The sequence below is a fragment of the Psychrobacter sp. JB193 genome (assembly GCF_002285555.1).
In the GTDB taxonomy this organism is placed as follows: Bacteria; Pseudomonadota; Gammaproteobacteria; order Pseudomonadales; family Moraxellaceae; genus Psychrobacter; species Psychrobacter alimentarius.
In genome coordinates this window covers 968,666-990,098 of sequence record NZ_NRGY01000001.1, presented here as the reverse complement: position 1 = coordinate 990,098, position 21,433 = coordinate 968,666, and the positions used below count along the sequence as shown (strand labels likewise).

Below are 21,433 nucleotides of genomic sequence, written 5' to 3'. Positions count from 1 at the left end.
CAATCATCACTTTAAGTACAACTTTGAACGACAGTTTGAACAATCCTGAACCTTTGGTTCTTAACTGATCATTTTTAATTCATAACATTAATAAACGAGGAACGTATGAAAGCATTAGTAGCGGTCAAGCGTGTCATTGATTATAACGTGAAAGTTCGTGTAAAAGCTGATAACTCTGGCGTTGATCTATCAAACACTAAAATGTCAATCAACCCATTTGACGAAATTGCGGTAGAAGAAGCGGTTCGCCTAAAAGAAGCGGGCGTTATTGATGAAGTTATTGTGGCATCAATCGGTCCAAAAGAATCGCAAGAGCAAATCCGCGCAGCCTTAGCCCTAGGCGGAGACCGTGGTATTTTAGTCGTGACTGACGAAAAACCATACCCATTGCAAGTTGCTAAAATCCTAAAGAATATTGCTGAAACTGAAAGCACTGATATTATCTTGCTGGGTAAACAAGCCATTGATGATGACAACAACCAAACTGGTCAAATGCTAGCCGCACTGATGGGTATTGGTCAGGGTACTTTTGCTTCAGAAGTGAAAGTTGAAGGCGATAAAGTAAACGTAACTCGTGAAATCGATGGTGGTTTACAAACTGTTTCACTGGCCTTGCCAGCGGTTATCACGACAGACTTGCGCTTGAACGAGCCACGTTATGCAAAATTGCCAAACATTATGAAGGCAAAGAAGAAGCAGCTTGACGAGAAGACACCAGCTGACTTCGGTGTTGATATGACATCTAAGCAAGAGATTATTAAAGTGGTGCCACCTGCTGATCGCAAAGCTGGTATCAAAGTAGGGTCGGTTGATGAGTTGATTGATAAGCTAAGAAATGAAGCAAAAGTCATTTAAGACTTTTTCATAGCCTATCCTGTCCAGTGTTGTGATACTAAAACGAAGCTATATTAAAGCTGAAAGTATAAACAACATTGGACAGAAACAACCAAATGAATAGACGATACAAAAAAATAAAGGATTAAAACCATGGCAATTTTGGTATATGCAGAACATGACAATGCCAGTCTAAAAAAGGCAACTCTAAACACGATCGCTGCTGCTAAACAAATCGGTGGCGATATCCATGTATTGGTTGCAGGTAGTGGCAATCAAGCCGTAGCCGATGAAGCAGCCAAGGCTGAAGGCGTGTCTAAGGTACTATTAGCTGACAATGCTGCTTATGAGCATCAATTGGCAGGTAACATTGCCTTACTAGTGTCTGATATCGCTGGTGATTACAGCCATATCATTGCACCTGCTACTACAACTGGTAAGAACTTCATACCGCGTGTCGCAGCATTACTTGACGTTAGTATGTTGTCAGAAGTATCTGCTGTCATAGATGCGCAAACATTCGAGCGTCCTATTTATGCAGGTAACGCGACTGCCACCGTTAAAACGTCAGAAGACAAAGTGGTATTGACCGTTCGTACTACCGCTTTTGATCCGGTTGCAAGTGAAGGCGGCTCTGCTACTGTTGAGACGCTTGATAACGTACAAGACACTGGTAAAGCCAGCTTTGTAAATGAAGAGATGGCCAAATCTGATCGTCCAGAACTCACGTCAGCGGGCATTGTAGTTTCAGGTGGTCGTGCATTGGCAAATGGTGAAAATTTCACTAAATACATCGAGCCATTGGCTGATAAGTTGGGTGCTGCTGTTGGTGCCTCACGCGCTGCTGTTGATGCAGGTTATGTACCAAATGATATGCAGGTCGGTCAAACCGGTAAAATTGTAGCGCCGCAGCTGTATATCGCGGCTGGTATCTCAGGTGCGATTCAACATTTAGCGGGTATGAAAGACTCTAAGGTTATTGTGGCTATCAACAATGACCCAGAGTCACCGATTGCTAGTGTGGCAGATTACTTCTTAGAAGCCGATTTGTTTGAAGCATTACCTGAGTTGACCAGCAAAATCTAGGCTGCCAGTAATTACTCTGATGACTACTGTTTAGGAAAACCCACTATCTGCTGATAGTGGGTTTTTTATATGTAAGACAATTTTAAGGCGTAATGTCTAGGCGTAATGTCGTTGCCGTAAGGTTTCATACAAGCAAAGCGATCCTGCGATTGCGACGTTGAGGCTCTCTTGTCCATTTGGCTGGGGCAATGCAATAGGGATGGCGCATTGCATGAGCTCATCACAAACCCCTTGGCCTTCATGACCCATAATCCAAGCAATGGGTGCTTTTAAGTCATGCTGATAGATGACCGTATCGGTATGAGAGCTAGTGGCAAACAATGGTGTTTGTACGTAATCTAAAATATCCTGTACGCTTAAGCCTTCATAGATGGTGAGTGCAAACTGCGCACCCATACCTGCCCGTAAGGTTTTGGGAGACCATGCTTGAGCGGTGGCATTGGTACACAGAATATTGGAGATGCCAACCGCTGCTGCTGTACGTAGTAGCGTTCCAACATTGCCACTATCTTGTACATCATTCAAGATCAAGCAATCCTCTGTTATGGTCGATAAATTAGGCGTTGGCACCTTGATGACTGCCATGATATCGATACCTGTACCTAGGTTCCGAATACTTTCATAAAGCGTATCTGAGAGCGTTAAAATAGGTGTGTAGGTTGGCAAGCGCGTTAATACTTGCTGTACCTCAGGATGCGTATGGGCAGATTCAGACAGTAATATTTGGACAAATGGATAGTCACTACGCAGAGCGGCGTCAATAAGATGAACACCTTCAATGACTGTCTGACCATGCTTTTTACGCTGGCGCGCTTGCGTCAATAGCGCTTTGACCAGTTTGACTGTCGTATTCTTATCTGAGGTAATCAGCTCGGTGGGATTTGAGACCATAGTGGATCGCTTAGAGAAGAGGATAAAATGAGAATGGTTTGAATAACCAGCATAATGTCATATAAACGTTAGACGTTAGACTGGCTGCTATTAATGCACGTTGCAAACAATTATTTTTCAGTATAATTCACATGTAAGTCTTTGACGTAATTGACTTCATTCTTACTACCAAGCACCACAGGTACGCGTTGATGAATATCGTTAGGTTCGATATCTAGAATACGATTGACCGCGTCAGTGGCACCGCCGCCAGCACGTTCAATCAGTAAGCTCATTGGATTGGCTTCATACATCAAACGCAATTTACCGGCTTTATTGGCATATTTGGTGTCAAACGGATAAGTGAACAGACCGCCACGGCACAAAATACGATGAACGTCACCCACCATAGCAGCCACCCAGCGTGTGTTAAAATCGCGACCGCGCACACCTGTCTCGCCTGCGATTAGCTCATCAATATACTGCTGCATAGGCGCACGCCAATAGCGGTAATTTGAGGCATTGATTGCATATTCGCTGGTATCTGCTGCGATTTGCACATTGTCCTCTATCAGTACATAGTCACCTGTATCTGGATCTAAGCTGAACATGACAACCTTGTCTGCTATCGTCAGCGCCAATACGGTAGAGGTACCATATAATAAATATCCTGCTGCAAGCTGCTTGGTACCTGCCTGTAAGTAATCACTGTTTTCGCTCAGTTGGCCTTGACGTTCATACGGTAGAATCGAAAAAATCGTTCCAACGGCCATATTGATATCAATATTTGATGAGCCGTCTAATGGGTCAAACAATACCAGTAAACTACCATCAGCGTTGGCAGGAGTCGCATCGTCCAATTCTTCTGAAGCAACGCCAGCACAATGTGCATTTTTTGCCAAAGCATCTAATAACAAGTCATTAGCCAATACGTCCAGTTTTTTCTGATCTTCGCCTTGAACGTTCTGATTACCCGCTTCCCCTAAAATATCCGCTAAAGCGCCTTTTCTTAGTAACTGTGAGATGGTTTTACCCACGTCAGTGACGGTCGTAATCACATCATTAAGGGCAGGATTGGCTGCGTGATCGTTGAGATAGTTTGCTAAGGTTGTCATAAGATGTCCTGCTGGATGATAGTGTGAGTAAAAACTAGATCAGTATTAAAAGAAGAAAGGGTTACATGAACCACGTTTAATTTGACAGATTTTGAAATAGCTCATCAGGCAACTTTGTCCTGACCAAAAAATCAGCTACACTATATCTGTTATTATTCATTTATATTTTGATAGGCCTATCCTCTAAGATAGGTGATAAAGGTTGACTTATCTCATTTATAGAGCTGCTAAAGGTATTATACAGTGCCTATTTCTTTAGCGTAAATTGTAGCAAATAAGTGACTGAATGTCCTCGTGTCTGTGCGTATCAACCGTAAGTGCTCGAATAAAAATGAATAAGTGATTACGATAGACTCATATAAACCCACAATAAAGACTTGCCATTATGTCAAATTCTCCCGATAGCAATTCAACACATGCGGTCTTGTCGACTGATTATGCCACACTCGATTCCAATGCCATTCACCAAAAACTCAATACTTCACTGAGTCGTCCACAGCTAAATACTGATGGTAGTATTCGCCATTTTTTGGGTGTTGAAGGTCTGAATAAGGCACAGTTGCAAGCCATTATTGCCAAAGCAGAAACGTTTTTTGATGATAAAGGGCAATTGATCAACCGTCCTGAGCTTGAAGGTTATACGGTGATGAATTTGTTTTTTGAGCCATCGACTCGTACTCGTACCACCTTTGAGGTCGCTGAAAAACGTCTGGGCGCCAATGTATTAAACATCGATATCGAACGCTCCAGTACCAAAAAAGGGGAGAGCCTACGCGATACGCTATGGAATTTGCAAGCGATGACGGCAGATATTTTTGTGGTACGGCATTCGGCATCTGGCGCTGCGCATTTTATGGCCACAGAAGTGACGCCTGATATTGCCATCATCAATGGCGGTGATGGCTGGCATGCGCATCCGACCCAAGGTATGCTCGATATGCTGACCATTCATCGAGAAGCGCCGCGTCCATTTGAAGAGCTGTCAGTGGCTATCGTTGGTGATATCAAGCATTCACGAGTAGCACGCTCTGATATCAGTGCCTTGCAGACTCTGGGTGTTAAGGATATTCGTGTCTGTGCGCCGCTTACGTTATTGCCTAAAGGAATTGAGCGTTATGGGGTAAACGTTTATGAAAATATGAATGAGTGTGTGACGGACTGCGATGTCATTATGGGATTGAGAATCCAAAATGAGCGTATCGGTTCGCCTTTATTAGCGTCGTCGAGTGAGTACTACAAACACTATGGCATCACGCCTGAGCGCGTGGCACTTGCCAAACCTGATGCGTTGGTTATGCATCCTGGGCCGATGAATCGCGGTGTTGAGATTGCATCGAGCGTGGCTGACGGGGCGCAATCGGTGATCTTAAAGCAAGTGAATAACGGTATTGCGATTCGTATGGCCGTACTGTCGCTTGCGATGGAAGGCCAACGCGCGCATCAAGCAGGCAACAGTTAGTATTTTACTCGCCACTTTATTCTTATTCCTTTTATTTTATCGATACGGTAATAACGCTCATGTCTACTCTGCTCAATACTGAAGCACCAATACGAGATCATCTTCCTCAAACCATTAAGAACGCTCTGCCAAATGCTGTCACAGACAAACTGGCTTCAATCGGAACTGAGCGTGAAATGTGGTTACTACCTCCATTGGTTGATTTGTGCGCGCGCTTACGTGAACCGGGTCAACAGCAACACGGTACGCTAGAATCAGAAGGTCGCGCGGCTCGTGGCAATGGCTTTTTGCATGTGGTGATTCCACCTGACACCAATCCTATCCTAGAAAATGGGTCTTTGTTAAAAGGCTTGCGTGAGCGTGCGCTAGATGATGGTGGCATTTACTTACATATTTTGGGTGCATTGACCGCTGGGTTAGAAGGCGAGCAACCCTCCAATATTGCAGGCTTAAAAAAAGGTGGCTGTATCGCTGTCTCTAACGCGCGCAGACCGTTCCGTAATGATTTGGTGTTGTTACGTACTCTAGAATATGCAGCGACGTTTGGCATGAAAGTCTTCTTTTATCCAGATGAGCCAAGCTTGTCGGGAGATGGGGTCGCGCATGAGGGTTATATTGCGTCTTATCATGGGTTACAAGGTATTCCATGGATTGCTGAAACGGTGGCGTTGTCTACCCAGTTATTGATGGTTGAAGAGACAGGAATCGCGGCGCATTTTAGTCAATTGTCGTGCAAATCCTCCATCGAGCTGATGCGCTGGGCAAAAGACAAAGGTCTGCCTGTGACGTGTGATGTGGCCATGCATCAACTCTATTTGACAGATGACAATTTAGAAGGGTTTAACGCACAAGCCTATGTGTTACCACCACTACGCAGTAATACTGACCAACAAGCCATTCGACGGGGTCTAAAAGATGGCACGATTGATGCCATTTGTAGTCATCACGAACCACTAAATAGCACAGCTAAAAAAGCGCCGTTTGCTGAGAGTACACCTGGTATCTCAAACTTCGATACGTTTATGGCGCTGGCTTGTCAGCTGGTGCATGATGAATTCCTTACGCTAGAGCAGTTAGTAGATAAAATTTGTCTGAATCCTGCTAAAATTGCTGGGATCAGTGAGCAGTACGAGAAAATTGGTGGGGCCGTCTTGGTTGATCCTAATATAGAATGGCAAGTGACAGCACAATCTATGCTATCAAGCGGCAAAAACACGCCATTTTTTAACCAACAACTACAAGGCCGTGTTGTGGAGACTTTCTTTGGCTAATTTGCCCCGACAAGATGACAATCTGCTGCCATCCTCGAAGGATTATGAGCCGAATTTACGTGACCAGCATGAAAGCCCGTGCAGTACTTCTAGTGAGTCCATCAAAGCGGTGGCAATCTATGAGGTGGTTAAAGGGGTAGGCGCACTGCTAGGGGCAATGGCGTTATGGTCGTGGCATACCAACCTTGATCACTGGTTGACAATGATTGCGGATTTTTGGCAGCGAAGATTCGGTCAGCTATTGGCACCTCAAGTGGACAGTGCGGTACAAGTTGCTCAACAAGCCAGCAAAAACTGGCCAGTATTTTTACTATTGATTGTGGCTTATGCCAGTTTACGCTTCGTTGAGGCTTATGGGCTGTGGCAGGATAGAACATGGGCGTATTGGTTTGGTGTGCTTGGCTACGGTATATTTATCCCTATTGAGCTTTATTATCTGCTAGCCAATCCGTTTGATTGGTTTAACTTTGCCATCTTGGTCTTAAATGTTTTGATCGTTATTGTGGTATATCGTAATATGAAGCGAAAGGGTTTGATATAGAACATTGTAGATATTGAAATGTGGTCAATACGCTTCAAAATTTACCAAAAAGCCAGCATAGACGATATTCTATGCTGGCTTTTTATAGTGAGTTCGGTATAAAACCGATACAGCGTGACTGGAATGGGTTTTTTGCAGCCTCTGTCTGCGAAGGCACAGCAAGCCAAAAAAATTCATTCCAGTTCAGCGTTGTCTTATAAGGTATCTGTTTTATTTAGACTCGACTATACTGCAAATGCTTTTTGGTACAGAGATTCTATTTATACGCTGGCTTTTTTGTCATCAGGACGAATACTTTTTGCCACTCGGCCAACACTCAATCCTTGTACCAAAATAGAGAATATGACGACGGCGTAAGTAAGTGCCAATAAAATATCACGCTCATCGCCCATCGGTAACTGCAATACTAAAGCGACTGAAATACCGCCACGCAGTCCGCCCCATGTCAATACTTTCCAAGCCCCAGTTGGCAAATCCAGTTGACGATGAAAGGTTTTGGTAGTCATTCCCACGACAATGAAACGCGCCACCAAGGCAATGATGATGGTCAATGCGCTTGCGATAAATAAATTGCTTGAATATACAATCATCACCACTTCTAGACCAATGAGAACAAACAAGATAGCGTTTAAAATCTCATCAACCAATTCCCAAAACAAATCGATGTAATGCCGCGTCTTATCACTCATCGCAAGCGCCCGCCCACGATTGCCAACCATAAGACCCACCATAACCATAGCGAGTGGGCCTGATAAATGCCAGTGACTCGCCAATGCATACCCACCGATGACGCCCGCTAGGGTGAGCAATACCTCTTCTTGATAGCTGTCAATGCTCTTTAACAAGTAATACAAGATTGCCCCAAGTACCAAGCCAAAAAGAATACCACCACCAGCTTCAACCGCTAATGTATGTGCTACATAATTGACCGTTGGGATGTCGCCACTGGCTAAGATGCCAAGCAATAACACAAAAATGACCACGCCAATACCATCGTTAAACAATGATTCGCCAGAAATAACAGTTTCAACGCTTTTTGGCGCGCCAGCTGAAGCAAGAATACCCATGACCGCAATAGGATCGGTGGGCGATATCAGAGCCCCAAACAGTAAGCACCAAATAAAAGGTAGACCAAACCCAAATAGGGGCAACATAAAATAAATAGCAATGGCAATGAGTAAAGCCGATACGATGGTGCCAAGCCCTGCAAGAATGCCAATCGGCAGCTTATAACGTTTTAAATCACCAATGTTGACATGTAAAGCGCCTGCAAATAACAGCATGGAGAGCATACCATCTAATAATACTTCGGTAAAATCAAGCTGCTCTAATAGACTGACCTCATAATCAATGAGCTGATCAAACCCCAAAAAGCCTAAAAATATCGCTCCGATAGACAACAATATGGAAATAGCCATGACACCAATCGTGGTCGGTAGGCCAATAAAGCGATGATTGATATAAGACAGTGAAGCAGTAATCGATAAAAATATGGCGCTGATTTCAAGAATAGTGAGGCTGTTTGCAGTGGCCATAAAGTGGGTCTCGTATAAATATGAAATTGCCTTAAGCCTAGGACTTATAGTAATGATGCCAGCATATTTGTATAAGTCATAACATTATACAAGTCTGAGGATCGCCAGTCGTGTAATGATTAGCTTGATTGTTTTTGTAGCGACTGACGAATGTGAGCGGCAAAATCGCTGGTATAATGGAAGTGCTTGTGTTGGGCGTCCTCATCAAGAATGAATTGCTTTGCTTGTTGGCACATCTCCATCAAATCATCCACCAATTCTTGATAGCTTAAATTTTCTTCTCCTGCCCGTTTAATCAACTCGAGCTCATGCAGGAGTGTTTGTTGCTGGGCATGATTGACGCAAGAATAATTTAGATTGACCATTGCCTGACACAAGGCTTTTAGTACCATCAGATCTGTTGCCGCATAACGACGTATCTCACCAAGCGATATATTGATAAAGTCCAAGATCGTAGGTATATAAGTCACCACCGCCAATATGGAAAGGCGTTGTGCTTGGTCTATGGTCTCTGACGTTTCGTTTTCTTGCGTTGGAACATGAAAGTGATAAGAAGTGGGTGGCTGACGGCGCATCATGATACTCAGGCAACTTGTCAAAGACTGTACACAGTTGACGGCCGTCTTTGGATCGTTGATACCAGGAGACAAAGCTCGCACAGCAATCTCAGTCATTTGACTTAAGCTATAAGAGATATCATTAGAATGTGACAATCGTTGTTCGAGTCGTATACAGCCTGCAAACCGCTGCCAAAATTCGCCATCAGGTGCGCGCGGCAAAACAGCCAAATTAGGCAAGTCTGTGATTTTCTGGTTGCTGGCATGATCGGCTGGTCGTTGGTAAAAATACCCAATAACGTTTTGGTTGGTAACATAATCACCCGTATTGACTTGTATTTGTACCACGCCGCCATACTCTTGAGTCAGAGTGATCAGTGACTCAAGATAGATTTGTTGAACATAACCTGAGCTTGATGGGTAAATGGGTGTCGAAGACCATGTATGAAACGTCTGAAGGTCTTGATGTTCAATATCACGCTGATGTTGAATCTCGCAACGATCGCTATACCAATAGTGAATATTTTTAATGGCTTCATTACTAGCACCTTGAATGACATGTGATGCTTGAATGGCGTGAACCATATGTTGGACAAAGTAGACCAGTAAAAGCGCACAAATAATAGCCATGATAATGGCAAAAGTCACTGCTAATTGCGGGACACCAAAGTCGACGTCGTATTTATGAATAGACTTTAGTACGAGCAGGCTATAACTAAAGGTGCCAATAAAAGCACCCAATACAAACTGGTTTGGTGTATCTGTCAAAAAATTGCGCAATAACCGTGGACCAAACTGAGACGAGGCCATGGATAGTACAGCAATGGTAATAGAAAACGTGGTCCCTGCTACGCCTAAAACGGCCCCTGCAATCGACGTCATGATAGCGCGTGCAGCATCATCATTACCGGTAAACGCAAACGTAATCTTCCTCACCGCTTCCCGATCAAAATATTGATCAATCGTCAATAATAAAGGCGCAAGTAACAGTCCTGCAAGTACGCAGGCCGTTGGAATAAACCAGTAAGAGCCGATAAGTTGCTGCCACAAATTTCTAAGTCGATCCGGTAAATCAGTCAATGTCTGGAGCGACCATAGCTGAATGAACGACTTGGGTATATTTTGAACCCTATTAAAAAATCGCATCCACAAGCTTTTTGTCTCGTCTTTATTTACTGTCATAAGCTAAAAAATATCCAAAAATAATCATACAATAGAGATAAGGCTTGTTTGCCATGTTATCAGTCTGTTTTGAGCCTCATACTATATTGAGCTCTACATCAGTTCAGGCTTTTTTATTTGGCTGATAAGGCTGGGGGTTATCCGCTTCAGTAATGATAGAACGTTTGTGATTATCGCGTCTGGTAGTATCTGTCTCAGAATGGTGTTTGTCATGAACCTCGTTGGCGTCCATAGGAATCAATATTTCATTATTATGCTCGTCATACTCGACATCGCTTTCTTTATCATAAGTCGCAGGATCAAAGTGTGGCGACTTTTCGAGATTTGAAGGGGACTTCGAGGCAGAACTGACTGGTGGTATCTTGTTATTGGTCTTTCTAAACAAATTATTTTTATGACCTTTGAGCGCGTTTTCTTCATCGGAGTCGGCTTTTTTACGCGGTTCACTGTCGGCAAAAATAGTACTCAGAGGCAGGTTTAATTGTTGTTTAGCATAAGATTCAGTATTCTCAAAACGCGCGACCAAAAGGCTTAGCCAAGGTTTTTGATCTTCTGTTGTCATCTCATCGAATTCATCTTTGATCGGCAAAGGGTAGGGTAACGTACGATAAAAATCCCACAATGTCATTTTGCTCAAGTCTCTTTTGAGCACATAATCATCATCTTCAGTCATGGTAATGAGATTACTGTCTTGTAGATAGTTGATATAGGTATACCATTTTGGCAGCTCCTTACGTCCCAAGACATTACGCAGCGCCTGTTCGCTGACAGCCTCACCTTTTAGATGGTGCGTATATACCAAGTTGAGCATATCAAGCAAACTGAGTAACGGGTGACGAGGATACACCTCTTCGGTCTCAAAAATCGTCAAGGTATAACTAATCTCAACACCCAATAAAATCAGGTTCCATGATAAAAAGATCCATAATAAAAAGATGGGTAGGGCAGCAAAAGCGCCATAAATCGCTTCGTAACTGGTGAAGTTAGCCATTACAGTACCGAAAAGGTACTTCATCAATTCAAATACAATGGCCACAAATATACCTGCAATAGCGGCGTTCTTTGCAGGTACACGCGCTTTAGGAATGAACCAATACATTCCAATGAAGCCCGCCAACGTAATACCTATCGATACGGCTTGTACCCAAAAAGACCAATCGATACCATAACCTGCGATCTGTCGGTTTAGAAAACTTAGGCTCTGTACCGTACTTGAAGCAATAAAGGCTGTGCCTAACACTAAGGGCCCCATAGTCACGATGGTCCAATACCGCATCATGCTTTTGATACCGCCTGACCGATTTTCTACCCGCCATATTTGATTAAATGCGCGCTCGATGGTCGTTAGCGTCAAGATGGTCGTTAGAAATAAAATGAGGGCACCGATGATGGTCAGATTGGACGATTTTTCAGCGAAGCTATTGATATACTCGCTGACCTGCATGCTCGACCGTGGTAGCAAGTTGCTATAAATAACCTCATAGATTTGTGCTCTGACCGAGGATAGCGCAGGCACAGAAGATAAAATCATCAACAGTACCGTCAGTATAGGTACAATGGATAACATTGTAGTGTACGTCAGCGATGCCGCCTTTTGCTGGCAATTGTCCTCAAAAAAATGCCGCGTTAAAAATCGCAAGAATTGAAACCAGCGTTGATTCAAAAACGGGAGTTTTTTTGTTAAGTTTTCCATGTTGACCATTTAGCAAGCAATAAAGTGACAATAGTGTAACAAAGATACGCCATTATCTTCTGCCCTTTAATTGTGTCAAAATGCACAGTGGTGACTGCCATCGGTTCTTAAGAGCTATAATATAAAGCAGGGTGGTTTGCATGTCAGGGAAAGACTCGGGCATAATGCATACGCAATTCTATGGTGCAAACGGCTGACTATGAATTGATATATGACAGGTCGATAATAGTCTGATTGGCAAACATAAAAATAAGCCGATGTAGACGATGGTTATCAATAATAACGTGAACGATTTTATGAGGAAGTGTTGCTAATGAGTCAGACTGCCCCTTATGTTTTAGTACTCTATTATTCCAGTTATGGTACGACTAAAACATTGGCCTATGCTATCGCTCAAGGTATTGAAGATGCGGGAATGAACGCACGTATCCGCACTGTACCAACAGTGGCACCTGAAACCACCGTAAGTAAGCCTGCGATACCAGACGAGGGTGATCTTTATTGTACGATGGATGATCTAAAAAATTGTAGCGGCCTTGCGCTCGGTAGCCCAACGCACTTTGGTAATATGGCTGCGCCTATGAAGTATTTTTGGGACAATACGGTGACGCTATGGTTGGCAGGTAATTTACAAAATAAACCAGCGTCCGTGTTTACTGCCACAGGTTCGATGCATGGTGGTCAAGAGACGACATTGCTGACAATGATGTTACCACTGATACATCACGGCATGATTATTCTTGGTGTACCTTATGGAGAACCAGCCCTAAATCGTACAGATCGAGGTGGCACGCCTTATGGTGCCAGTCATGTTAGTGGGGCTGCGCATGATCAACCCATCACTGCCGATGAGCGTGAGCTGGCAATCGCTCAAGGTCACCGTTTGGCCATTAGTGCAACTGCTTTGGCACAAGCCAACTGGCGTCGTTAAGCCACTATCATATGGTAATATGAGAGTAATGAAGCACTGCGTTATTAATTAGGAAATAAATACATCCAATGGTTACCAACCGCTCCGATAGCGAGACAAATATTACCCCGCCTGAAAAAAGAGTAGGCAAACCTGCTAAGGCTAAAAAACCTATTGCTCCCATTCGTCAGCGTTTGCTGATGACTTGGTTAGCTTGGCTGATTTATAGGCTCATTGGATTGCCTGTTTTTATTAGCGTTTTTAATCCGAGCAATCCTGACATTGTTGGTGGTGTCGCATGGCAAGCATTGTGGTTAGTGCCCGCCTTTATCTTGACGCCATGGATAGTACGAGGACGCTCGCCTTATGCATTGTTAATAGCCAGTATGTTTACCTTGGTGTACTTGGGTGCCAGTGGTGTGGTGTTATTTACACGTGCTTATGGTAGTAGTTGGGCTGAGATAGGCGTTTATTTAATCGACTTCTTATTATTATTGGGGATTAACATTTGGTTGTTTATTTTACTCAAACGTTTGCCCTCGATGAATAACGTGGTAAAACAGCCGCGTTCATAAGCGATCAATCCTCCCATACAAAAAAGCGGCGCTCTAATATAGAACGCCGCTTTTTTATTGCCTATCCTCTTGAGATTAAAAATCTCAAACCTTCAAAGGGATAGCTGCTTCTATTAATTGACTTTAGTTAATTCTAAGTCCATTTTTTTACCATCATTAATTTGGCTGACTTTTACGGGTAAGTAATCCAAACTTGGGGCTAGCCAAAAGCTGGTAGAGCGACTGTCATCTTCATGGATACGGTCAACACGTACCGTATCAAAGGTACCAGCTGGTACGGTAATTTTGGTATTACCAGACTTCTTAAAAGGGGTTTTTTCTATTTTGTCTTTTTTTGCCATGTAATAATTGCCAGAGAATTTACCATTAAGTAGGTCTTGGCGAATTTGCACTTCGAGGCTCAAGTCATCAAATGCTTGTTGTGCCATATTCATGGTCGTTGTTTTGCCCTTATAAGTGCTCGTAACTTTTTTGGCACTTGGGTTAAAGTTTAGCTTATGAGTACGACCAAGACCGAGCAGTTTATAGGTAGTTTGGGCTTGAGTTGGCACGACGTTATTACCGTTAATGGTAAACGTACTGCTTTGTGCGGCACTTGCCACGCCTGCAACTCTAGCATTCACATTGTACTTCCACGTATTACCTGACTGGTTTAGCGTGCGAGTCGCTGTTCCTTTATATTTGTCTTCTACTGTAAAACTATAATTGGCACTTGAAGGCTGAACGGTTTTTGCGTTAGCAAGTGTAGGGGCAGTCATACTTAAAGCTCCGATAGCAGCAATGCTGGTGCCTGTGGTCAAGGCAGTCAAAATCTTAGACTTGCTGCGCTGTTTGTCATTAGCGGTAAGAGATGCTTTGTTCATTGATAAAAATCTCATGAATGTTCCTTGATCGGTTTCTATACGACATATTAGATTTTGATGGGAATTTTTTTAATAGCGTTGGGCTGTTTTAATAACTTTGACACCTATAATGGCCATGTCTGGCTACCTTTTCAAGAGTAGCCAGACATATTGTCGTTTGGCTCTTGTAGCCAATGTTACCGCTAAAGCTGGAACCATTGGTTTCATAATAAGTGGCGCATTATCAACATAATGAAAATCGATAAATAGAGTATCAGACAGATTCTACAGCTCGTTCACTGGTTTGTTTCATAGCGTTATCACCATTTTTGTTCAAGGGATTTTCGACAAGTGGATTTTTGAATTTTGTGAAATGCGAAAAGCGAGACAATCTTTCAAAAGTACAAAAATCAAAGGTACAAAAAATCTTGTAAATTTTTGAGCTTTACACTTGAACCGCACTTGTCCTGCCCCCACTTTTTGAAACAAGCTCAAGGCTTATCTTTAGAATACTGTTTTATACAGAACTTCTGATAGATATTGGCATTGAGAGTATTTATTCAAATAAACCCTTAATTCAAATAACCAATTTTTGGAGTCATATCGATGAACATTCGTCCTTTACATGACCGTATTGTCGTCCGCCGCATAGAAGAAGAGACAAAAACTGCTGGTGGTATTTTACTTCCTGGTTCAGCCCAAGAAAAACCATCACAAGGTGAAGTGCTGGCAACAGGTAATGGTCAAATTCGTGACAATGGCGAAACGCGCGCATTAGATGTAAAAGCTGGCGACAAAGTTTTGTTCGGTCAATATGCTGGTCAAACAGTGAAAGTTGACGGTGAAGAATTATTGATTATGAAAGAATCTGACGTATTGGGCGTGTTAGAAGGCTAATGGTTTAACAGCATATTTTGGCTGACCATTTTTTAGCTAAAAATACTCATAACCATACGAACGAATCATTCAATTGTATTCTCATACTTATAATAATGGAGTAATTTACCATGGCAAAAGACGTAAAATTCGGCATTGATGCCCGTAAACAAATGATGGACGGCGTAAACGTCCTAGCAAACGCAGTACGTGTTACTCTAGGCCCTAAAGGCCGTAACGTGGTTATCGATAAATCATTTGGCGCACCAACCATAACTAAAGATGGTGTCTCGGTTGCCAAAGAAATCGAGCTTGAAAATAAATTCGAAAACATGGGCGCGCAGCTCGTTCGTGAAGTGGCTAGCCGCACTAATGATGTTGCTGGTGATGGTACAACGACTGCAACTGTATTGGCTCAGTCAATCTTGCAAGAAGGCATGAAGTCAGTGGCTGCTGGCATGAACCCAATGGATCTTAAGCGCGGTATCGACAAAGCCGTTCGTGCAGCTGTTCAAGAAATCCATAACCTATCAACGCCAGCTGATGACGAAAAAGCCATCGCGCAAGTAGGTTCTATCTCTGCTAACTCAGACACCAAAATCGGTGAGTTGATTTCGCAGGCGATGCAAAAAGTTGGTAAGCAAGGTGTTATTACGGTTGAAGAAGGTTCAAGCTTTGAAGATACCCTAGAAGTTGTCGAAGGTATGCAGTTTGACCGTGGTTATATCAGCCCGTACTTTGCAAACAAACAAGACAGCCTAACTGCTGAATTTGAAAATCCATATATTCTATTGGTTGACAAAAAAATCAGTAACATCCGTGAGATCGTGCCATTACTTGAGCAAGTCATGCAGCAAAGCAAGCCATTGCTTATCATCGCTGAAGACGTAGAAAACGAAGCATTGGCAACCCTAGTTGTGAACAACATGCGTGGCGGCTTGAAAACTTGTGCCGTTAAAGCACCAGGTTTTGGCGATCGTCGTAAAGCCATGCTAGAAGACATCGCAACGCTAACGGGCGGCACCGTAATCTCTGAAGAGATTGGTCTAAGCCTAGAGACTGCAACGCTTGAGCAATTGGGTACAGCTAAGAAAGTCACTGTTGGTAAAGAAAACACCGTGATCGTTGATGGCGCTGGTAACAAAGCTGACATCGAAAACCGTGTTGAGTCTATCAACCGTCAGATCGCAGAGTCTACTTCTGACTACGATAAAGAAAAGCTACAAGAGCGTGTTGCTAAATTGGCAGGCGGCGTAGCAGTTATCAAAGTTGGTGCAGCCACTGAAACTGAAATGAAAGAGAAGAAAGACCGTGTTGACGATGCGCTACATGCCACTCGTGCAGCGGTTGAAGAAGGTGTTGTACCTGGCGGCGGTGTTGCATTGGTTCGTGCCATGAATGCATTGTCTGAGCTAAAAGGCGACAACGATGACCAAGACGCAGGTATCAATATCCTACGTCGTGCGATGGAAGCGCCATTGCGTCAAATCGTTACCAACGCTGGCGAAGAAGCATCAGTTGTGGTTAATGAAGTGAAAAACGGTACAGGTAACTACGGTTACAATGCGGCCTCTGGTGAGTACGGCGACATGCTTGAAATGGGTATTCTTGACCCAGCAAAAGTATCTCGCTCAGCACTAGAGAACGCTGCCTCTGTTGCTGGTCTCATGCTAACCACTGAAGCCATGATTACTGACCTACCAGAGAAAGATGATGGTATGGCTGGCATGGGCGGTGCTGGTGGAATGGGCGGTATGGGTGGAATGGGCGGCATGATGTAATTTATGCCTAGATATATTAGAATGACGAAGTTAAACTAGTTTTAAAAGAATGCACGGTCAGTAGATATTTCTATTGACCGTCAACCGTCCAGTCGGGTTGCTGTCACCATATGACTGGTTGAAGTTAAACTAGAATAGACAGCAAAGTCTGAGCTGCTTTACCCCGACTCATCATGAGACGTGAAGCAACGTTATAGGAGTGTCTTATGGCACAACCGATATTGACGGGTTCAGCGGCTCTAACTGTTCGTATAGGTGCTTTGGTTACATTGTATACTGCTTTTATGGTGTCTTTTGATCCAATTGCTCTTATGATAGCGCTTATAGTTTACTGGTTGCTGTTAGAACGGTAAGAGTAGGGTACGTAGCTTGGGAAGCTGCGTACCTTTTTTTATTCATAAATATTATTTTGTGATCGTATTTCCTCTAAATATCGATGTTGGACTATCAGACACTTCTTTATCATAGCAATATTCTATCAAATCCAAATGAACTCATTATGGGTCTTGCTACTCACTAATTATCGAGCGAAACATTGTGCTCTGAGTCGGTATGGAAAAATCTCACACAAAAATAGGTAAAGTCGTCTTATGGATTACCTTTCTCACCGATAAATGAGTGTGTATGTCTTTTACGCTAGCAAGCTTATGTAGCTTACGTGTGAACCGCTCATAACCATCAAGATTGGGGCTTACCACTTCTAATAAATAATCGTAAGAACCTGATACCACATGTCCATTGATGACCTCGTCCATATCGGACAGGGCTTTTTCAAAGGTTGCAATAGAGTCTTCTTGGTGGCTGTTGAGACTGACCTCCACAAAGAAACTCATCGCAATACCCACTTTGGCTTTGTTTACGTTCGCTTGATAGTTCTCTATATAACCCTCATCCTCCAAACGTTTTAGGCGCCGTGCGCAAGGAGATGGCGACAGCCCTATTCGTTCGGACAGTTCCGCCGTAGATAAGCGCGCTTCTTTTTGAAGCACCTCCAAGATATGACGGTCGATTTTGTCCATAATTTACCTTTTGGTTTTTTAAGCCAATAATTTTGATTTAATTGGCATTATCCACCAAATATTTGCAAAATTGCAATGAATAAATAGAGATAAAAGCGCGTATTTTAATCGATAATTGGTCTTTGTATACCAGTATAAGATACGACTATGAATACGATATTCCATCCCTCATCACGCAAAAATCCTTTGTTTATAATGTCGCCACTAACCAAAGGCTATGTGGCTATGAGCGTTGTATTGTTGATTTGGTCAGGATTTGCGTTGACTGTGCGAGCGGTTGGGGAGTCGTCGCTAAGCATTGCCGATGTCGTGCTCATTCGCTTTAGTGTACCGCTGGTTTTGTTGACCCCTTGGGTACTATCTAGTTGGCATGAAATCAAAAATATAAGACTGCCAGACATCATGTTTATTTTATTTGGCGGCGTACCTTTTCTTCTGTTGGCGGCTTTTGGTGCAAGTACGGTGCCAGCAGCTTACATGGGTACTATTTTGACAGGGACACCAGTCTTCTTTGCAGCCTTACTGTCTTTTATTTTTTATCGTCAGCGAATATCATTAAGAAAATTTGCCGCATTAATCCTTATTCTCTTTGGTATCGCTACGATGATTGGCGGGCATGCACAGGCAATACCGAATAGTCTTCTGTACGGTGTAGGATTGCTATTGATGGCAAGCCTGATTTGGGCGGGTTACACTTTAGGGTTAAAAAGTACCAAGTTAAGTCCAATAGCTATCGCTATCGTGCTCTCTTATACCTCGTTTTTTCTGACATTAGTGATGGTTATGTCTGGCATTATGGAGACAAATATAGGTTCTGTATCTTTTGATGACGCGCTTCCATTTATCCTAGTACAAGGACTTGGTGTAGGGATGGTATCAACCATTGCATTTTCTTATGCTGTCAAACAATTAGGCTCCATTCGTACCTTATTACTTGGCTCGTTGTCCCCAGGACTAACTGCTATATTCGCTATGTTAATACTCAATGAGTCTCTATCAGTCATCATGATATGCGGCATCGTACTCAGTACCATTGGTGTTATCTTGTCCAATCGAGCGAAATAAATTAATTGAGGAATTATCATGATGTTAAATAATATGCCCATTATCAATGGTGATCCACTATGGGCATTGTTGGGTAGGTTTCGCGCTGACCAGCGTAAACATAAAATAGATCTATTGGTTGGTGTCTATCGAGACGAGCATGGCAATACGCCTGTAATGAAAACCGTGCAAGACGCAGAAATACATCTTGCTCATGAAGCTCATTCAAAGGCTTACGGCATGCTATCGGGTAACGCTAATTTTAATCAACAAATGGCAAAATTTGTATTAGGTGACAGTCCAAGTCTAAACAACCAATGCACGATTCAGACGGTTGGGGCATCAGGGGCGCTACGACTCATTGCTGATGTGATCGCCACGCTCTCTCCAGATTCAACCGTTTGGATCAGTGACCCTGGCTATATAAATCATCGTCCGCTGATGGAAGGTGCTGGGTTAACGGTTAATACATATCCATGGCAAAATAAAAATGGACAATTAGATATTGATGCGTGTTTTGCCGCGCTAGAAAAAGCAAAAGAAGGAGACGTGTTGTTATTACATGCGTGCTGCCACAATCCTACCGGTATAGATCCTTCTTTAGAGCAGTGGCAACGGTTTTCTGATAAATGTAAACAGAAAAATATTGTCCCGTTTATTGATATGGCGTATCAAGGTTTTGGAGGTGATCCTAATACCGATGCTGCAGGGCTTCGTCTAATCATTAAAGACTCTGACTTTGCATTTATCGCCGCCAGCTGTTCAAAAAATATGGGTCTATACAATGAGCGTACTGGTATTGCCACGGTGGTAACGACGAACCGTGAGCGTCACGCAGATATACAGACACTCTTAGAAACCATCACACGCGCCAACTACTCCATGCCGCCCAATCACGGTGCCGCAGTTGCTTCTCATTTACTAGACAAACCAGACGCTTGGCTAGTCGAGCTGGCAAGCTACCGTGATAGGGTGGATACTATTCGCCAAGCGTTAGGCAAAGCCTTAAAAGATAGGGATGCACCCGCAGAGTTTTTGGACATTTCGCATCAAAAAGGTATGTTTTCTCTATTACCGCTAACAGAAAATCAAATGCTCATATTGCAAGATGAGTTCGCGATTTACGGCATGCCAAATGGCAGAATCAATATTGCAGGTTTAAAAATGACGGAAATTCCCCAACTGACTGACGCTATCATGTCGATTATTTCACGTTAAAGAATCATCTTTATAGTTCAAGGCAATGGTTTTAGCCATCAATCGCAACAGCAAGAAGGACTGTTGTGATCCGTTCAATTAAAGGAGATGTAATACAGTCGCTAGAAGCCCTGAGTGCCATGCTTCTAGCGACTGTAGTAAATATGGTTTTTATATCAAGTTACTGATCCGCCGCATCTCTTCTAAACACCCACGTCTTATCATCAGACGCTTCTGCACAGTAATAATAACCCGCCAAATCAAAATCTTTTAACTGCTCCGCATTGCTCAGCTTATTATCTGCAGCATATTTCACCATAAGACCGCGTGCCTTTTTGGCATAAAAACTAATCACTTTATACGTGCCATTTTTTTCGTCTTCGAACCGTGGCGTGATGATATTAGCATCAATGGCTTTTTTCTTTACTGCTTTAAAGTACTCATTAGAAGCCAGATTGATCAGGGTCTTATCTTCGCTATCTGCCATACGAGCATTGATAACGTCAGTCACTTTCTCGCCCCAAAAGTCATAAAGATTATCACCGCGCTCGTTTTTTAGCTTGGTACCCATTTCTAAGCGGTAAGGCTGAATCAAATCTAACGGCTTCAATACCCCATAAAGCCCTGACAAAATCCCCAAATGCTCATTGACGTAAATAGCGGTCTCTTTGTCCATATGATACATATCAAGGCCCGTATAAACGTCGCCATCGAATAAATAACCCGCTGGCTTCGCTAGATTACCCGTTGCGTCATCGGTAAATGGTTGCTCTTTACTCCAACGCCACTGTTGATTGCGCTCGGCATTAAGCTGAGCCAAATCATCAGAGATACTCATAAGTGCTTGCAAATCCATCGGTTCTTTTGACTTTAATATTTTCATCAAATCCTGCGAATGTTCAATCAGCTTTGGCTGACTGTAATAGTTACCCAGACTTAGCGGTATCGCATCTGTTTCATTCAAAGATTTGGCAGGGGAGAGCAAAAAATACATCGTTATTCCTTATTAAAGTGAATCAATAACTGACTGATCAAAGTATTAGGTT

19 protein-coding genes are annotated in these 21,433 nt (G+C 43.0%); 11 read left to right on the top strand and 8 right to left on the bottom strand.

The window, feature by feature from the left end:
• The first annotated feature begins 105 nt into the window (after window positions 1-105).
• Both CIK80_RS04235 and CIK80_RS04230 read left to right on the top strand, forming a co-directional pair.
• A complete protein-coding gene (locus tag CIK80_RS04235) occupies window positions 106-855 on the top strand; it encodes an electron transfer flavoprotein subunit beta/FixA family protein (RefSeq protein WP_062843960.1) in 750 nt (249 codons plus the stop codon).
• Window positions 856-987: 132 nt separating this feature from the next.
• A complete protein-coding gene (locus CIK80_RS04230) occupies window positions 988-1,920 on the top strand; it encodes an FAD-binding protein (protein ID WP_062843961.1) in 933 nt (310 codons plus the stop codon).
• A gap of 96 nt (window positions 1,921-2,016) precedes the next feature.
• On the opposite strand, the gene CIK80_RS04225 is transcribed toward CIK80_RS04230, so the two are convergent.
• Entirely contained in the window at window positions 2,017-2,811 is a 795-nt protein-coding gene (locus CIK80_RS04225) for an RNA methyltransferase (RefSeq protein ID WP_095568983.1), read from the bottom strand.
• Window positions 2,812-2,921: 110 nt separating this feature from the next.
• Window positions 2,922-3,905: a class 1 fructose-bisphosphatase gene (locus CIK80_RS04220; protein ID WP_095568982.1), complete on the bottom strand. Its 984-nt coding sequence runs from the start codon at window positions 3,903-3,905 to the stop codon at window positions 2,922-2,924.
• Window positions 3,906-4,290: 385 nt separating this feature from the next.
• On the opposite strand from CIK80_RS04220, the gene CIK80_RS04215 reads away from it, so the two are divergent.
• From CIK80_RS04215 to CIK80_RS04205, 3 genes are all read left to right on the top strand, one after another.
• The gene (locus CIK80_RS04215) at window positions 4,291-5,364 is read left to right on the top strand and encodes an aspartate carbamoyltransferase catalytic subunit (protein WP_095568981.1); all 1,074 of its coding nucleotides are present in this window, start codon (window positions 4,291-4,293) and stop codon (window positions 5,362-5,364) included.
• A gap of 176 nt (window positions 5,365-5,540) precedes the next feature.
• Complete coding sequence (locus CIK80_RS04210; RefSeq protein WP_095569523.1) at window positions 5,541-6,635, top strand: dihydroorotase; 1,095 nt, start codon at window positions 5,541-5,543, stop codon at window positions 6,633-6,635.
• Window positions 6,628-7,176 carry a DUF2127 domain-containing protein gene (locus CIK80_RS04205; protein WP_095568980.1) on the top strand — a complete coding sequence of 183 codons (549 nt, stop codon included), beginning with the start codon at window positions 6,628-6,630 and terminating at the stop codon, window positions 7,174-7,176. The genes CIK80_RS04210 and CIK80_RS04205 overlap by 8 nt, the downstream gene beginning before the upstream one ends.
• 260 nt (window positions 7,177-7,436) lie before the next feature.
• On the opposite strand, the gene CIK80_RS04200 is transcribed toward CIK80_RS04205, so the two are convergent.
• From CIK80_RS04200 to CIK80_RS04190, 3 genes are all read right to left on the bottom strand, one after another.
• Entirely contained in the window at window positions 7,437-8,711 is a 1,275-nt protein-coding gene (locus CIK80_RS04200) for a sodium:proton antiporter (protein WP_062843966.1), read from the bottom strand.
• Between the two features lie 119 nt (window positions 8,712-8,830).
• Window positions 8,831-10,450, bottom strand: a complete 1,620-nt coding sequence (locus tag CIK80_RS04195; RefSeq protein WP_095568979.1) for a DUF2254 domain-containing protein — start codon at window positions 10,448-10,450, stop codon at window positions 8,831-8,833.
• Window positions 10,451-10,553: 103 nt separating this feature from the next.
• On the bottom strand, window positions 10,554-12,143 hold the full coding sequence (locus CIK80_RS04190) for a YhjD/YihY/BrkB family envelope integrity protein (protein ID WP_095569522.1): 1,590 nt from the start codon (window positions 12,141-12,143) through the stop codon (window positions 10,554-10,556).
• A 313-nt stretch (window positions 12,144-12,456) separates the two neighbouring features.
• Here CIK80_RS04190 and wrbA point away from each other — a divergent pair, with 313 nt between their 5' ends.
• Entirely contained in the window at window positions 12,457-13,074 is a 618-nt protein-coding gene (wrbA, locus tag CIK80_RS04185) for an NAD(P)H:quinone oxidoreductase (RefSeq protein WP_095568978.1), read from the top strand.
• A gap of 68 nt (window positions 13,075-13,142) precedes the next feature.
• A complete protein-coding gene (locus tag CIK80_RS04180) occupies window positions 13,143-13,628 on the top strand; it encodes a hypothetical protein (RefSeq protein ID WP_062843969.1) in 486 nt (161 codons plus the stop codon).
• 113 nt (window positions 13,629-13,741) lie between these two features.
• Here CIK80_RS04180 and CIK80_RS04175 read toward each other — a convergent pair whose 3' ends face one another.
• Window positions 13,742-14,506, bottom strand: coding sequence for a DUF3108 domain-containing protein (locus CIK80_RS04175; protein ID WP_095568977.1), 765 nt, complete (start codon window positions 14,504-14,506; stop codon window positions 13,742-13,744).
• A 570-nt stretch (window positions 14,507-15,076) separates the two neighbouring features.
• Here CIK80_RS04175 and CIK80_RS04170 point away from each other — a divergent pair.
• A complete protein-coding gene (locus CIK80_RS04170; protein WP_010196840.1) occupies window positions 15,077-15,367 on the top strand; it encodes a co-chaperone GroES in 291 nt (96 codons plus the stop codon).
• A gap of 110 nt (window positions 15,368-15,477) precedes the next feature.
• Entirely contained in the window at window positions 15,478-17,127 is a 1,650-nt protein-coding gene (gene groL / locus CIK80_RS04165; RefSeq protein WP_087040787.1) for a chaperonin GroEL, read from the top strand.
• 563 nt (window positions 17,128-17,690) lie between these two features.
• Here groL and CIK80_RS04160 read toward each other — a convergent pair.
• On the bottom strand, window positions 17,691-18,146 hold the full coding sequence (locus tag CIK80_RS04160; protein ID WP_095568976.1) for an Lrp/AsnC family transcriptional regulator: 456 nt from the start codon (window positions 18,144-18,146) through the stop codon (window positions 17,691-17,693).
• 195 nt (window positions 18,147-18,341) lie between these two features.
• Here CIK80_RS04160 and CIK80_RS04155 point away from each other — a divergent pair, with 195 nt between their 5' ends.
• Both CIK80_RS04155 and CIK80_RS04150 read left to right on the top strand, forming a co-directional pair.
• The gene (locus CIK80_RS04155) at window positions 18,342-19,211 is read left to right on the top strand and encodes a DMT family transporter (protein WP_095569521.1); all 870 of its coding nucleotides are present in this window, start codon (window positions 18,342-18,344) and stop codon (window positions 19,209-19,211) included.
• A gap of 18 nt (window positions 19,212-19,229) precedes the next feature.
• On the top strand, window positions 19,230-20,408 hold the full coding sequence (locus CIK80_RS04150; protein ID WP_218830305.1) for an aromatic amino acid transaminase: 1,179 nt from the start codon (window positions 19,230-19,232) through the stop codon (window positions 20,406-20,408).
• A gap of 160 nt (window positions 20,409-20,568) precedes the next feature.
• On the opposite strand, the gene yaaA is transcribed toward CIK80_RS04150, so the two are convergent.
• Window positions 20,569-21,381, bottom strand: a complete 813-nt coding sequence (gene yaaA, locus CIK80_RS04145; RefSeq protein WP_095568975.1) for a peroxide stress protein YaaA — start codon at window positions 21,379-21,381, stop codon at window positions 20,569-20,571.
• Window positions 21,382-21,433 lie beyond the last annotated feature (52 nt).